The organism is Streptomyces sp. CB01373 (assembly GCF_002803075.1).
Lineage (GTDB): Bacteria > Actinomycetota > Actinomycetes > Streptomycetales > Streptomycetaceae > Streptomyces.
This window is the reverse complement of record NZ_NNBK01000001.1, coordinates 312,079-326,645: the sequence shown is the minus strand read 5'-3', so window position 1 is coordinate 326,645 and position 14,567 is coordinate 312,079. Positions and strand designations below refer to the sequence as shown.

The following is a 14,567-nucleotide window of genomic DNA, read 5'->3' as shown; positions in this document are numbered from 1 at the left end:
AACCACCGGACTGTGCCGCTCAGTGGGTGCGGCCGGCCACCAACCACCTCGACGGCAGCTCGACACGGACTCCGTCCGCGGTGAACTCGTTGGTGGTCAAGGGTATTTCGCCGTCCGCCAGAACGGTGAGGCCGGCAGAGCGCAGGTACTCCGGCACCGCGGCGTCGGCGACTTCGCCGGGCGCGATGCCGTGCCGCAGGACCGGGGCGAGTCCGGGCGGCGGACCGGCGGGGTCCTGCGCGAGCCGGCCCAGGACCGGGCGTGCCGACTCGGACAGTTCGACGAGGAGGGCCCGGCCGCGCGTGCCGAGGAGGGCGGCGATCCCGTCGGCGAGTGCCTGCCGGTCGTCCGGATCGCACTGGTGCAGCACGCCCCGCATGTACACGTTCGCTTCGCCCAGCTCGGCGCGCAGCGCCTCCGTCCCGCTCTTGTCGGCGGCGTCCAGCACCTGGTACGCGGCCCGGCCCGCGGGGTCGCCGCGCCGGGCCCGCTCGACGGCCGCCGCGGCGATGTCGACGCCGACGACGCGCCCGAAGTGTCCGGCGAGGAAACGGGTCTGCGTGCCGTTGCCGCAGCCCAGGTCGACCAGGGGCAGCGCCGGATCGGCCAGGTGCGGTCGCAGCAGGGGCAGATGGAGCTGGGCGGTCATCTCGGGCTCGGCGTCCCAGAACACCGCACCCGGCTCCTCGGGCGCCTCGCTCCAGAACCCTTCCCACGCCTGCCGGTACCGACTCGTCGCACTCATGCCCAACTCCTCTGAGAAACAGCCCTGTTCGGGTTTCTCCGGTCTACCTGCCGAGGCCCGGCCCCACAACCACGGGGAGTCGGAACGGGACCCGGGGAACGCGGGGAACGCGGGGTCCCGAACGGGGCGGGTCAGCGGCGGGGCAGGGTGAGTTCGAACCAGACCGTCTTGCCGGTGTTCGTACGGCTGGTGCCCCACTCGCGGGCCAGGGTGCTGACCACACGCAGGCCGCGACCGGACTCGTCGGCCGGGCCGGCGCTCAGCAGGGTGGGCAGGTCGTGGTCGTCGTCGTCCACCTCGCACAGCAGGGTGTCGCCGCGGACGAGGCGCAGTGCCACGGGGCGGCCGTGGGAGTGCCGTACCGCGTTGGTGGCCAGCTCGCTGACCATCAGCTCGGTGGGGTCGGCGAGCCGGGCCAGGCCCCAGTCGTGCAGTTGCTCGCGGACCACGGCGCGGGCCCGGCCCACCTCGGCCGGATCGCGGGCGAGACGCCACTCGGCGACGTCGTCCGGCCCGATGCCGTTCAGGCGGGCCAGCAGCAGCGCCACGTCGTCCTTGCGGCCACCGCGTGTGTTCAGGGCGCGGATGATGGTGTCGCAGGCGTCGTCCATGGACGCGGCCGGATGGGCGGCGGACGCGCACAGTGTGGCGAGCCCCACACCGATGTCCTCGCCGCGCACCTCGACCAGGCCGTCGGTGCACATCACCAGCCGGTCACCGGGCCTCACGGGCACGCGTACCGCCTCGAAGGGCACCCCTCCGACGCCGATGGGCGCACCCGTGGGCAGGTCGAGCAGTTCGCTGCGGCCGTCTTCGGCGTGCACCAGGACCGGCGGGATGTGGCCGGCGTTGGCGAGGTGCACCTCGCCGGCGATCGGGTCGTACACGGCGTACAGACAGGTCGCGAGGTAGGTGTCGCCGAGCCGTTGCGCGAGGTCGTCCAGATTGCGCAGCAGTTGGGCGGGCGGCAGGTCGAGCGCGGCCATGGTCTGCACGGCCGTCCGCAACTGCCCCATCATCGCCGCCGAGTTCAGGCCGTGCCCCATGACGTCGCCGACGACCAGGGCGGTACGGGCCCCGGGCAGCTTGACCGAGTCGAACCAGTCGCCGCCGACCCGGCCGAGCAGCGTGCCGGGCAGATAGCGGGTGGCGATGTCGCAGCCCGCCATCCGCGCCGGGATGCTCGGCAGCATGCTGTCCTGAAGGGTCTCGGCGACGCTCTCCTGGTACGTGTACATGCGCGCGTTGTCGAGCACGAGGCCTGCCCGGGCGGCGAGTTCGGCTCCGGTGACCCGGTCCATGTCGTTGAACTCGGCCCGCTCCGGATGGCGCAGCAGGATCATGAAGCCGAGGACGACGTCGCGCGCCTTCAGCGGGACGACGAGCATGGAGCGGTGGGTGATCAGCGGCCGGATGTCCCGCTTCTCGAACTGCGAGGCGATGGCATGGCCCATCTCCTCGCTGATCCGCGGCACGAGCACGGGCTCGCCGGAGGTCATGCACTGGAAGAACGGCGTGTGCGCCGGGAACGGCATGGCCTCGCCGACCGGCACCACGTCGTCCCAGCGGCCGGGTTCGTCGGTGTGTTCGAGGGCCACCCGGTGCCACATGGTCCTGGTGTCCGGCACCCCCTCGGGGAAGCCCTCGCCGGCGACGACCTGTTCGCGCAGGTAGGTACCGGCGACGTCGGTGAACCGCGGCACGACGGCCCTGCTGACCTCGACGATGGTCCGGGCGAGGTCGAGCGAGGTGCCGATCCTGCCGCTGACCTCGTTGAGGAACTCCAGGCGCTCGCGCACGGCGGCGTACTCCAGGTCCTCGCCCTCGTCGTCGGCCCCGTGCTCCGGTAAGGGCAGCCCCTGGGCCACCGCCCGCGCGGCACGCTCGCGTCGCGCCCTGCGCCCGGCTCGCCGCGGCACACCCCAGTCGGGGGTGACGGGTACCCGGTCGTTCCGGCTGAACTCCATGACCGGATAGCCCAGTTCGAGCACCTGCCCGGCGATGCGGGCGCTCTCGCCGACGCTCATGCTGGGCAGGATCTCGGGCAGCCGGCGCGCGAGTTCCTCGGCGCCGGGGAAGTCGGTGTGCAGGGCGAAGGCCGGTGCGACCCGCTCGAAGGCGCCTGCCTCCCCTTCCCGGAACGCCTCCTCGGGCCCGTCGCCGCGGCGCAGCGCCTCCGCGTCGGCGGCGAGCACCAGCAGCCGCTCCCGCCCCGGGCCGACCAGCGGGTAGGCCCACCACAGGAGGTCCACCCGGTCCCGTTCCGGCACGGCGAGCCTGGCCCGTCCGGCGGCCGGGTAGGACAGCCGTCCGCCCAGGGACGGCTCCAGACCGGGTCCGAGCCCGTCGTAGCCGCCGTGCAACCTGTGCGGGACGCCGTCCGCCTCGTCGGGCAGGACACCGGAGACGGGCAGCAGGTCGGCCGCCGGCCGGCCGATCGCCTCCTCCTTGGCCTTGCCGAGCAGCCGCCGCGCGCCGCTGCTCCAGTGCGACACCAGACCGTCGTCGTCGACCACGACCACGGCCAGCGGGACCCGTCCGGCGGGGACGTCCTCCACCGCGCGGTTCACGGCCCCGCGGCCCGGAGGTACGTCCCTTTCGGTGCCACGGTCCATGACCCCAGGCCCCTCTCCCCACGGCTCCGCAAGATCTGTTCCCCCGGGGACCACGGTACGGGGACGGCCCGTCACGATGTGCGGCAATACCCGAATTGGCGTCAGGAGGAGCGCGCCGGCGCGCGGTGGTGCGCTCCCCCTTGTACGCTGGTCAGTCCTCGTGTCCGAGCTGGAGATCGCGTTCCGTGCGGCCTCCGCCCGCCACCTGGAGGACCGTGGCGACGGGCGGGTAGCCGGCCGCGATCACGGTGTACTCGCCGGAGGACAGGTCGACGAACCGGAACGTTCCGTCGGGTCCGGTGGTGAGCGTGTCGACGACGTTGCCCGCGGCGTCGAGGAGGGTGACGCGCGCGTCCTCGACGGGCCGCCCGCCGCCGGCCCGGACGGTGCCGCGCAGCACGGCCCCGCCCGCGAGTTCGACGTCCTGGCGGGTCTCCCGCGCGGCCTGCACGCTGACCGGCAGCGCGGCCGGGCGGAAGGCGGGGGCGCTGGCGGCGAGGGTGTACTCCCCGGCGACGAGTTCGGTGATGGCGTAGCCGCCCTCGCGTCCGCTGCGGGTGCTGGCGACGACCTCGCCGTGCACGTTGGTCAGTGTGACGGTGGCGTCGCGCACGGGGCTGCCGTCGGCGGTGAGTACGGTGCCGGTGAGGCGGCCGGCGCCGCCGAGGACGACGTCGAGTTCGACCGGCCGCTCGCCGACGGTCACGGAGACGGCCTGCGGCTGGTGCCCGCCGGCCGCCGCGATCAGGACGTACGAACCGGTGCCCGGCGTCGACAGCGCGTACCGCCCGTCGTCGCCGCTCGCGCCCCGCCCGATCTGCTGCCCCGCGACGTCGATCAGGGTGAGCGCCGCGCGGGGCACGACGGTGCCGTCCGGGTGCTGCACGGTGCCGCAGACGGGAACACCGGCGGCGAAGGGCGAGCGGGCCTGCGGCACGCCGGGGTTCAGCGGCGCGGTCTCCGGGTCGGTGACATGGGCGTTGTGGGACACCAGTGGTCTCTCCTTGAGGAAGAAGGCGATGAGCAGGCCGAGGACGAGCACCGGCACCAGGTAGAGGAAGATCCGCGGCATGGCGTCCGCGTACGCCCGCACATAGGCGTCGCGCAGGTCCGGCGGCAGCGCCCGCACGGCCTGCGGGGTGATCGACTCGGGGTCGGGGAGGGCGGCACCCGCGCGCGTGGGCACGCGGTGGCGCAGGGCGTCGGTGAGCCGGCCGGCGAACAGGGTGCCGAAGACGGCGGCGCCCACGCTGCCGCCGATCTGCCGGAAGTAGTTGTTGGCGCTGGTCGCCGTGCCGAGGTCGGCGGGGCGCACGGAGTTCTGCACGGCGAGCACGAGCACCGGCATCACCAGGCCGATCCCGGCGCCGAGTACGGCCATCCAGACGCTGTAGTGGAGCCGGGGCGTGTCGACTTCGAGCCGGGACAGCAGCCACATGCCGAGGGCGGACAGGGCGGTGCCGAGGAGGGGGTACATCCGGTAGCGGCCGGTGTGGCTGATGAGCTGACCCGAGACGATGGACGCGCCCACGATGCCGCCCATCATGGGCAGCATCAGCAGTCCGGACTCGGTGGCCGAGGCGCCGTCGACCATCTGCAGGAAGGTGGGCAGGTAGCTGGCCGCGCCGAACAGCGCGACGCCGACGACGAGCCCGACCAGGGCGCTGACGTTGAAGACGGAGTCGCGGAACAGCCGCAGCGGGATGAGGGGTTCGACGGCGAAGCGCTCGGCGACGAGGAAGAGCGCGGTGGCCGCGGCGGCGCCGGCGCCCAGGCCCAGGATGACCCGCGAGCCCCAGGCGTACTCGGTGCCGCCCCAACTGGTCAGCAGCACCAGGCAGGTGGAGGCCGCGGCCAGCAGCAGCGCGCCGAGCACGTCGAAGCGGGCCCTGATCCGGGGCCGGGGCAGCTTGAGCACGGCGGTGATCACGGCGAAGGTGATCAGGCCGAAGGGCACGTTGATGTAGAAGCACCACCGCCACGACAGATGGTCGGTGAAGTAGCCGCCGAGCAGCGGTCCGGCGACGGAGGCGAGTCCGAAGGCCGCGCCGATGAGCCCCATGAACCGGCCGCGCTGCCGGGGCGGCACGATGTCCGCGATGATGGCCTGCACACCGATCATCAGCCCGCCCGCGCCGATGCCCTGCACGGCGCGGAAGGCGATGAGCTGGTCCATGGTCTGCGCCCGCCCCGCGAGCGCGGAGCCGGCGACGAAGACGGCGATGGCGAACTGGAAGACGCCCTTGCGGCCGATCAGGTCGCCGAGCTTGCCGTAGACGGGCAGGCCGACCGTGGCGGTGAGCAGATAGGCGGTGATCGCCCAGGACATGCGGTCCAGGCCGTGCAGCTCACCGACGACCTTCGGCAGCGCGGTGGCGACGATCATCTGGTCGAGGGCGGCCAGCAGCAGCGCGAGCATCAGCCCGAAGAAGACCAGCCGCACCCGGCGGGGGGCGAGCGACGCGGCGGGGACGGGCGGCGGGAAGGGGATCCTGGGGGGCGCCGCGACCGGCTCGTCCTGCACCAGAGTGATCCCGCCCACGTACCGCTCCCTCGTCGCACCTGCCGCACGATTGCCGCGCAAAGCGACAACTGTGGGCAAGGCGACGGGTTACGGCGGGCGTCCGGTCCGCGGAGAGATCCACCCGAACCGGTGAGGAGCCAACGGGGGCCGTCGGTAGCGGAGTTGCTCCGGTCGGGCTACTTCTCGACCTCGCCGGCGAGCTTGGCGAGCATCCCGTCGTAGATCCGGGCGAGGCCCTTGGGGGCGAACGTCCGCTCGAAGAAGCCGCCGATGCCCCCGGCGCCCTTCCAGGTGGTGGTGATCACGACACGGGACGCGCCCTCGCCGGCCGGGGTGACCCGCCAGACGGTGACCATGGAGGAGTTGCGGTCCTTCTCGACCAGCTCGCCGTCGGTGGGCTCGGAGACCTCCATCAGGCAGTCGCGGACCCGCTTGCTGGTGGCCTGGAGCTTCCAGTGGACCAGGGTGCCTTCGCCGTCACCGCCCTCGCGTACCTCGTACTCGCTGAAGTGCTCGGTCAGCACCTTCGGACGGGTGCCGCTGTAGTCGGCGACCGCGTCGAACACCGTCTCCGCGTCGGCGGCGACGACCCGCTCCGTAGTGGCCTCGACCTGCGCCATGGCTTCCTCCAGGACATCCGTTCTCAGGCTTGGGCCAAGCCAATCACCCCGCCGCCCGGCCCCCCAAATCGGGGCCCTCAAGTGATCGGATCCGGCACAGCGAGTGATCGGGAACGGCGCCCGTACGGTCAGCCGCACGATCAAGGGAACATGTGTTCTATTCTGGGGCCAGCACTACCGGAGGAGGCGCCATGCGCTGGGACAACCTCACCGTGGACCCGGAGAACTCCGGGGACCCCGGTCACGGCCGGGCCGCCGACGCCGCGCTCTTCGGGGCGGACGCGGTCACCACACGTACCTTCGACACTCCCGAGTTCCGCGGGATCACCTTCCACGAGATCCGGGCCCGTTCGATCATCAACCGGGTGCCGGGCGCTTCGCGCATGCCCTTCGAGTGGACGGTCAACCCGTACCGCGGCTGCACGCACGCGTGCGTGTACTGCTTCGCGCGCAAGACGCACAGTTATCTGGACCTCGACACGGGCATCGGCTTCGACACCCAGATCGTGGTCAAGGTGAACGCGCCGGAGCTGCTGCGCCGCCAGCTCGCCTCGCGCCGCTGGCACGGCGAGCACATCGCCATGGGCACGAACGTGGACTGCTACCAGCGGGCCGAGGGCCGCTACCGGCTGATGCCGGGCATCCTGAGCGCGCTGCGCGACCACGCGAACCCGTTCTCGATCCTGACCAAGGGCACGCTGATCCTGCGCGACCTCGACCTGCTCACCCAGGCCGCCGAGGTCACCGACGTGGGCGTCTGCGTCTCGGTGGGCTTCACCGACACGGAGCTGTGGCGCACCGTCGAGCCGGGCACCCCCGCGCCCGAGCGGCGCCTGGACGTCGTGCGGACCCTCGGGGAGCACGGCATCGGCTGCGGGGTGCTGATGGCACCGGTGATCCCGTTCCTGAGCGACCGGCCGGACCAACTGCGCGACACCGTACGGGCGATAGCGGCGGCCGGGGCCACCTCCGTCACCCCGCTGGTACTGCATCTGCGGCCCGGCGCCCGCGAGTGGTTCATGACCTGGCTCGAACAGCACCATCCGCGTCTGGTGCGCGACTACGAGCGGCTGTACGCCGAGGGCGCCTATGCCCCCAAGTGGTACCAGCGCCGGATCACCCGTCAGGTGCACGAACTGGCAAGGGAGTACGGGATCGGACCCGCACGTGCGGGAGCGGCCCGTCGCATCCAGCCGGCCGAGCCGAAACCGCCCACGCTGCCCGAACCGACGCAACTCACGCTCATTTGAGATCGTTCGAGCGCAACACTCGGACCAATTGGGTCAAGAATTGTCAGAACACGTTCTTCCGCTAGGTCTTTCCGGGACGATGCGGCGAGGATCGCGAGACCGCGGTCCGCAGCCTCTCCGTCCTGGGAGGACTTATGAGAAAGAGCGCTGCCGCACTGTGCGGTGCCGCCGTCGTCATGGCCGGATCCCTCACGGCCGTCCCCGCCGACGCGAGCACGCCGCACTCCGCAGCCGCCGTGTCCGCCGCCAAGGTCACCTGGAAGAAGTGCGGCACCGCCAGTCACCCCACCCTGCAGTGCGGGTCCGTGAAGGTACCGCTCGACTACCGGCATCCTTCCGGCAGGATGATCACACTGGCGCTGTCCCGCGTCCCCCACACCGCCAAGACCTACCAGGGCCCCCTGCTGGTCAACCCCGGCGGTCCCGGCGGCAGCGGTCTCTCGCTCGCCGGTTTCGTCGCCTCCTCCCTGCCCAAGGAGGTCGCGGCCCAGTACGACGTCATCGGCTTCGACCCGCGCGGGGTGGGCAAGAGCTCCCCGGCGCTCGACTGCAAGCCCGGCTCCTTCAAGCCGGTACGCCCCGACTCGGTGCCGAGCACGACCGCGATCGAGAACGCCAACCTGGCGCGCGCGAAGTCCTTCGCCGCCGCCTGCGGCAAGAAGTACGCGAACGTGCTGCCGCACATCAACACGGTCAACGCGGCGACCGACATGGACTCCATCCGCGAGGCCCTCGGCGCCAAGAAGCTCAATTACTTCGGTTACTCCTACGGCACCTACCTCGGCGCGGTGTACGCCAAGCTCTTCCCCGAGCGGGTGCGCCGGCTGGTCCTCGACTCGATCGTCGACCCGACGGGCGTCTGGTACAACAACAACATCCAGCAGGACTACGCCTTCGAGGGCCGCCAGCAGGCCTTCCTGGCGTGGATCGCGAAGAACGACTCGACCTACAGGCTGGGCAAGGACCCGGCCCGGATCGAGGCCAAGTGGTACGCGATGCGGGCGGCGCTCGCCAAGAAGCCCGCCGGCGGCAAGGTCGGCGCCTCCGAACTGGAGGACATCTTCGTCCCGGGCGGCTACTACAACGGCTACTGGCCCTACCTCGCCCAGGCGTTCGCGGCGTACGCGAACGACAAGGAGACCGGACCGCTGGTCGAGGCGTACGCGAACTTCGGCGCCGTGGGGGCCTCCGGCGACAACGGCTACAGCGTCTACGCCTCCGTGCAGTGCAGTGACACCTCGTGGCCGCGCGACTGGCGGCAGTGGCGCAAGGACAACTGGGCCGTGCACGCCAAGGCACCGTTCCTGACCTGGAACAACGCCTGGTACAACGCACCCTGCGCCTTCTGGCCGGTCCCCGCCAAGCGCCCGGTGAACGTCGCCAACAGCAAGCTGCCACCGGTACTGCTGTTCCAGGCGACCGACGACGCGGCCACCCCGTACCACGGCGGTGTCACGGTGCACCGGCTGCTGCGGAACTCCAGCCTCGTCGTCGAGCAGGGCGGCGGCAACCACGGCATCACGCTGAGCGGGAACGCCTGCCTGGACAAGCACCTGACGACGTATCTGACCAACGGCAAGGTGCCGCGCGGGAAGGGCGTCGCGGACGCGGTGTGCCAGCGGCTGCCCGACCCGAAGCCGGCGAGCGCGGCGCCGTCCGCCGCGGCCGCCTCCCCGTCGGCCGCCTCCCCGGCGGGTGCCGCACGCGGGACGGCGCTGCACGACCTCGTCGGCTTCCGCGGCTGAGCGGCCGAGCCGTCTCGGCCCGTGCGCGGCAGGCGGCCTGACGGCCCGTCGGGGGCGGTGACCTGATCGTGGATGTTCCACCCGTGGTCCACCATGGACGCATGAGTGAGCCCACCAGGATCCCCGCCCCCGACGGGGTCGCCCCCGCCGCGCACTACTCCCATGTCGTCATGGGCACCGGCCGTTTCGTGGCGATCTCCGGGCAGGTCGCCCTGGACGAGAACGGCGAACTCGTCGGCGAGGGCGACCCGGACGCGCAGGCCCGGCAGGTCTTCGAGAACCTCCGCCGCTGCCTGGCCGCCGCCGACACGACCTTCGACCACGTCGTGAAGCTCACCTACTTCGTCACGGACACGGCCCACCTCCCGGCGCTCCGTGCCGCCCGCGCCCCCCCACATACCCGACGACCGCCTGCCCGCCTCCTCGGCCGTCCAGGTCGCGGGCCTGGTCCGCCCGGAGTTCCTGATGGAGGTCGAGGCGTTCGCCGTACTGCCCGAATGAGGCGTACCGCCCGAGTGAGCCGTTCCCCGTCGCAGCGCCCGAATGCTGGGTCCTCTCGCGGGGCCCGGTCGCTCACCCGGATTTCGGTACGCGGGCCAGGGCTGCCACCGCCGCCTCCGCCAGCGCCGGGTGGGCGAGGGCCTCGGTGAGGACGGGACGGGCCCGGACGTCGCCGAGCGTACCCAGGCCCTCGACGCAGGCGAGGGCCACCCGGCGGTAGGGGTCGTGCGGGTGGAGCCGGCGCTCCAGGGTGGTGATCAGGGCGGGGACTGACTCGGGGGCGCGCAGTTCCACCAGCAGGCGCACCGGATGCAGGGCGTAGGCGACGCGGAGTTCGTTGGTGGCGAGGGCCGCCGCCGCGCGGGCGGTGCGGGGGTCGCCGAGGCGGGCCAGGGCGTAGGCGGCGGAGGCGCAGCGCTGCGGGTCACGGTGGTTCAGGAGCAGGACGAGGGATTCGAAGGCCCGCGGGTCGCCCGCGAGACCCAACCGGAACGCGGCCACTTCCCTGGCCCACAGCGGCTGTCCGGGAGCCGTCAGCACCTCGGCCAGTCCGTCCATGTCCGGAGTGGCGACCAGGTGCTCGTACGCCACCGATCCGCCCGACTCCTGCCGTAAGCGGTCCGTGAGTGATCGCAACTCTTCGTCCACGACGGCCAGCCTAGTCGCTGAGCCATTCGTGTCCTTCGGCCGGAGCGTGGGGTGTCCGGAGATTCGTACGAGTCCTCGTTGTGACAGGTTGGCCGTGCCCCGTCCTCGGGCCCTGGCCGGTCGGGCCCGGCCATCGACGCTACTCATCCGCTGGGACCACGGAAACAGAGGAACGCACCATGGCCACCAACCACGTCGGTGTCGTGCTCGTGCACGGTGCCTGGGCGGACGGATCGAGTTGGAGCAAGGTGATCGGCCCGCTGAAGGCCGAGGGCGTCGAAGTCGTCGCGGCACCCCTGCCACTGACCTCCTTGGCCGACGACGTCGCGGCCCTCGACCGCGTTCTTGAGCGGCTCGACGGCCCGGTCGTCCTGGTGGGGCACGCGTATGCCGGAGCGGTGATCGGGGCGACACGCGACCCGAAGGCCGCCGCGCTGGTCTACGTGGCTGCGCTCGCGCCCGACGAAGGGGAGACCGTGGGCGACGTCTTCCATCGCGGTCGGCCGCACCCGAGGACGCCGGAGCTCCAGCCGGACGCCCACGGGCTGGTCTGGCTGCCCGAGGACGCCTTCGCCGGCGCCTTCGCACAGCACGCCCCTGCCGAGGAGCAGGCGCTGCTGGCCGCCGTGCAGCGCCCCATCGCCGCGGCCAGTATCGGTGTCCCGGTCGGACGGCCTCTGTGGAAGGACCGCCCGAGCTGGTTCCTGATCGCCGAGCAGGACCGCATGATCGCCCCGGACACGCAGCGCTTCATGGCCGAGCGGATGGGTGCACGCGCCCGCCCGCACCCGGTGGACCACACGCCACTGGTCACCGCGCCTCAGGAGGTCGTGGACATCGTCCTCGACGCCGTGCGGGATGTGGCGGCGTCCGCGTAATCGGCCCTCAGCGCAGGAGAAGGAATCAGCATGCCCCAGTCAGTGGCCATCGTCACCGGTGCCAGTCAGGGCATCGGCCGGTCGACCGCGATCCGGCTCGCGCGTGACTTCGACGCGATCGCACTCGTCGCCCGCAACCATGCCCATCTCGAGGAGACGGCGGCCGCCGTCGGTACGGCCGGCGCCGACCCCCTCGTCATCGACGTGGACCTGTCCGACCCCGCCGCGGCCCGCACCGTCGTCGACACGACCCTGACCAGGTTCGGACGTGTCGACGCGCTGCTCAACATCGCGGGCGCCGTCCCGCAGATCGACGTGCTCGACATGACCGACGAACAGTGGGACCACGGGCTCGCGCTCAAGCTCCACGGTGCTCGCCGCCTCACGGTCGCCGCCTGGCCGGCCCTGAGGGAGGCCAAGGGATCCGTCGTCCTGATGTCGGGCAACTCGGCGCTCTTCCCCAAGGCCCCGTACGCCGCGGTGGGCACGATCAACGCCGCGATCGTCGCACTGGCCAAGGCGTTCTCCGACCGCGGCATCACGGACGGGGTCCAGGTCAACAGCGTCCTGCCGGGACCCGTGATGACCGGCCGCCGCCGCTCGTACCTCGAACACTGGGCGCCACTTCACGACATGACCGTCGACGAGGCCACCGCGAAGTTCCCCCAGGAGGCGGGCATCGCACGCTACGGCGAACCGGACGAGATCGCCGAACTCATGGCCTTCCTCGTCTCACCGGGGGCACGCTGGATGACCGGCTCGGCCCTCCGCATGGACGGCGGCGAGGTCAAGTCCGTCTGAGCCCCCGCAGTCGGTCTCCCGGGTGCGCGGCCGGCCGCGCGGGACCACGTCACTGACCCAAAGGGGTGGCGCGCTCGTTACCCACCGGTTAAGCTCAGACGAGCGAGACACCCTCTCGCAATCCTCTCGCAGTGGCCTGGTGACGCAGCCACGGCGAGTGTTGTCGGTTCGGTACCCCGAGTACCGCAGTACGACCCGGCTTCGGGACAGAGCCGGTCGGCCTTCACCGGCTGCCGGGCGCACAGGCGCCCGCGGCGACCGGCGCCGGGCGCGTGCGCTCCCGGCCCGGCAACACCCGCAGATTCCTTCCTTCCGCACCCGGTACGCCCCTCGGCGTCCCCGGGACGCGTTCCCAGTCGTCACTCTCATTCCTGGAGTCCCGCGATGGCCGCTCCCCTCTCCGACACCTCCCTGTCCCCGCTGAAGACGATCGCCGTCGTCGGCCTCGGCACCATGGGCACCGGCATCACCGAGGTCCTGGCCCGTGCGGGCCGCGAGGTCGTCGGCATCGACATCAGCGAGGCGGCGGCCGCCCAGTGCGTCGCCGCCCTGGAGCACTCCACCGCCCGCGCCGTGGAACGCGGGCGCCTGACCGAGCGGGAGCGCACGGACGCGCTCGCCCGCGTGCGCACGTGCACCGACCTGACCGCGGCGGCCGGCGCCGACCTGGTCATCGAGGTGGCGCCGGAGTCGTACGAGACCAAGCAGCAGATCTTCCGGGAGCTGGACGGCATCGTGCGGCCGGGGGCGATCCTGGCCACCGGCACCAACGCCCTGTCGGTGACCCGCCTGGCCGCCGACTCCGCCCACCCGGAGCGGGTGCTCGGAGTGCACTTCTTCAACCCCGCGCAGGCCATGCGGCTGGTTGAGATCGTCTCCTCGGTGCTGACCGCCCCGCAGGCCGTGCAGGCGGTCACCGACCTCGCCCTGGAACTCGGCAAGGAGCCCGTCGCGGTCGGCGACCGGCCCGGATTCGTCGCCGACGGGCTGCTGTTCGGCTACCTCAACCAGGCCGCAGCGATGTACGAGGCCAGGTACGCCTCCCGCGAGGACATCGACGCCGCGATGCGGCTCGGCTGCGGACTGCCGATGGGCCCGCTGGCGCTGCTCGACCTGATCGGCGTCGACACCGCGCGCACGGTCCTGGAGGCCATGTACACCGAGTCCCGCGACCGGCTACACGCGCCCGCGCCGATCCTGAAGCAGCTCAGCGAGGCCGGCCTCACGGGCCGCAAGGCGGGCCGCGGCTTCTACACCTACGAGGCACCGGGCAGCGGCGCCGTCGTGCGGGACGCGCTGACCCCGCCGTCCGGCGACGTCCTCGGCCCCGGCCGCCCGGTGCGCTCCGTCGGCGTCGCCGGCTCGGGCACCATGGCCTCCGGGATCGCGGAGGTGTTCGCGAAGGCCGGGTACGAGGTCGTGCTGGCCGCCCGCAGCGCGGAGAAGGCGCAGACCGCCAAGGCCCGTATCGGCAAGTCGCTTTCCCGCTCCGTCGACAAGGGCCGGCTGACCGCCGAGGCCGCCGCGCGGACCCTGGACCTGATCACGGCGACCGGCAGCCTCGACGACTTCGCCGACGTGGATCTCGCGGTCGAGGCCGTTGCCGAGGACCTCGCGGTCAAGCAGCAGTTGTTCGCGGCGCTGGACAAAGTGTGCAAGCCGGGCGCGATCCTGGCCACCACCACCTCCTCGCTCCCCGTGGTCGCCTGCGCCCGCGCCACCTCGCGCCCGCACGAGGTGATCGGCATGCACTTCTTCAACCCGGCGCCGGCGATGAAGCTCGTCGAGGTCGTCCGCACGGTGCTGACGGCGGACGACGTCCACGCGACGGTCCGCGAGGTGTGCGCCAGGGTCAAGAAGCACGCCGTCGACTGCGGGGACCGCGCGGGCTTCATCGTCAACGCCCTGCTGTTCCCGTACCTCAACAACGCCGTCAAGATGGTGCAGGAGCACTACGCGTCCCTGGACGACATCGACGCGGCGATGAAGCTCGGCGGCGGCTATCCCATGGGCCCGTTCGAACTGCTCGACGTCGTCGGCCTGGACGTCTCGCTGGCCATCGAGAGGGTCCTGCACCGCGAGTTCCGCGACCCGGGCCTGGCCCCGGCCCCGCTCCTGGAGCATCTGGTGGCCGCGGGCTGCCTCGGCCGCAAGACGGGCCGCGGCTTCCGCGAATATGCCCGGCGCTGACCGCTCCGGCGACCGGTTCGCGGACGGACGGGAGTGGGGCGGCCTGCTGG

Annotated in this window: 10 protein-coding genes and 1 pseudogene; 6 read left to right on the top strand and 5 right to left on the bottom strand. The window is 72.1% G+C overall.

Going from position 1 to position 14,567, the window contains the following annotated elements; genetic code table 11:
- Positions 1-19 precede the first annotated feature (19 nt).
- The 4 genes from CG719_RS01530 to CG719_RS01515 all read right to left on the bottom strand — a co-directional run bounded on the left by CG719_RS01530 (position 20) and on the right by CG719_RS01515 (position 6,504).
- The gene (locus tag CG719_RS01530; protein ID WP_100566600.1) at positions 20-745 is read right to left on the bottom strand and encodes a class I SAM-dependent methyltransferase; all 726 of its coding nucleotides are present in this window, start codon (positions 743-745) and stop codon (positions 20-22) included.
- 131 nt (positions 746-876) lie between these two features.
- Entirely contained in the window at positions 877-3,360 is a 2,484-nt protein-coding gene (locus CG719_RS01525; protein ID WP_100566599.1) for an ATP-binding SpoIIE family protein phosphatase, read from the bottom strand.
- 151 nt (positions 3,361-3,511) lie between these two features.
- On the bottom strand, positions 3,512-5,902 hold the full coding sequence (locus tag CG719_RS01520; protein WP_100566598.1) for an MFS transporter: 2,391 nt from the start codon (positions 5,900-5,902) through the stop codon (positions 3,512-3,514).
- Positions 5,903-6,060: 158 nt separating this feature from the next.
- Positions 6,061-6,504, bottom strand: coding sequence for an SRPBCC family protein (locus CG719_RS01515; protein ID WP_100566597.1), 444 nt, complete (start codon positions 6,502-6,504; stop codon positions 6,061-6,063).
- Between the two features lie 191 nt (positions 6,505-6,695).
- Between CG719_RS01515 and CG719_RS01510 the strand changes: the two genes are divergently transcribed.
- From CG719_RS01510 to CG719_RS01500, 3 genes and pseudogenes are all read left to right on the top strand, one after another.
- On the top strand, positions 6,696-7,754 hold the full coding sequence (locus CG719_RS01510) for an Rv2578c family radical SAM protein (protein WP_100566596.1): 1,059 nt from the start codon (positions 6,696-6,698) through the stop codon (positions 7,752-7,754).
- 134 nt (positions 7,755-7,888) lie between these two features.
- Positions 7,889-9,499 carry an alpha/beta hydrolase gene (locus CG719_RS01505; RefSeq protein ID WP_100566595.1) on the top strand — a complete coding sequence of 537 codons (1,611 nt, stop codon included), beginning with the start codon at positions 7,889-7,891 and terminating at the stop codon, positions 9,497-9,499.
- A 101-nt stretch (positions 9,500-9,600) separates the two neighbouring features.
- Positions 9,601-10,000: pseudogene (locus CG719_RS01500) on the top strand (RidA family protein).
- 72 nt (positions 10,001-10,072) lie between these two features.
- Here CG719_RS01500 and CG719_RS01495 read toward each other — a convergent pair.
- A complete protein-coding gene (locus CG719_RS01495; RefSeq protein WP_100566594.1) occupies positions 10,073-10,648 on the bottom strand; it encodes an adenylosuccinate lyase in 576 nt (191 codons plus the stop codon).
- 179 nt (positions 10,649-10,827) lie between these two features.
- Between CG719_RS01495 and CG719_RS01490 the strand changes: the two genes are divergently transcribed.
- The 3 genes from CG719_RS01490 to CG719_RS01480 all read left to right on the top strand — a co-directional run bounded on the left by CG719_RS01490 (position 10,828) and on the right by CG719_RS01480 (position 14,517).
- Complete coding sequence (locus CG719_RS01490) at positions 10,828-11,526, top strand: alpha/beta fold hydrolase (protein WP_100566593.1); 699 nt, start codon at positions 10,828-10,830, stop codon at positions 11,524-11,526.
- Positions 11,527-11,556: 30 nt separating this feature from the next.
- A complete protein-coding gene (locus CG719_RS01485; RefSeq protein ID WP_100566592.1) occupies positions 11,557-12,327 on the top strand; it encodes an SDR family oxidoreductase in 771 nt (256 codons plus the stop codon).
- 384 nt (positions 12,328-12,711) lie between these two features.
- On the top strand, positions 12,712-14,517 hold the full coding sequence (locus CG719_RS01480) for a 3-hydroxyacyl-CoA dehydrogenase family protein (protein ID WP_100566591.1): 1,806 nt from the start codon (positions 12,712-12,714) through the stop codon (positions 14,515-14,517).
- Positions 14,518-14,567: the final 50 nt, after the last annotated feature.

What these genes read in the sequence shown, in the direction of transcription:
- CG719_RS01485 (WP_100566592.1), top strand. Translation starts at nt 11,557, where the DNA reads ATGCCCCAGTCAGTGGCCATCGTCACCGGTGCCAGTCAGGGCATCGGC.
- CG719_RS01515 (WP_100566597.1), bottom strand. Translation starts at nt 6,504, where the DNA reads ATGGCGCAGGTCGAGGCCACTACGGAGCGGGTCGTCGCCGCCGACGCG.
- CG719_RS01530 (WP_100566600.1), bottom strand. Translation starts at nt 745, where the DNA reads ATGAGTGCGACGAGTCGGTACCGGCAGGCGTGGGAAGGGTTCTGGAGC.
- CG719_RS01510 (WP_100566596.1), top strand. Translation starts at nt 6,696, where the DNA reads ATGCGCTGGGACAACCTCACCGTGGACCCGGAGAACTCCGGGGACCCC.
- CG719_RS01525 (WP_100566599.1), bottom strand. Translation starts at nt 3,360, where the DNA reads ATGGACCGTGGCACCGAAAGGGACGTACCTCCGGGCCGCGGGGCCGTG.
- CG719_RS01490 (WP_100566593.1), top strand. Translation starts at nt 10,828, where the DNA reads ATGGCCACCAACCACGTCGGTGTCGTGCTCGTGCACGGTGCCTGGGCG.
- CG719_RS01505 (WP_100566595.1), top strand. Translation starts at nt 7,889, where the DNA reads ATGAGAAAGAGCGCTGCCGCACTGTGCGGTGCCGCCGTCGTCATGGCC.
- CG719_RS01480 (WP_100566591.1), top strand. Translation starts at nt 12,712, where the DNA reads ATGGCCGCTCCCCTCTCCGACACCTCCCTGTCCCCGCTGAAGACGATC.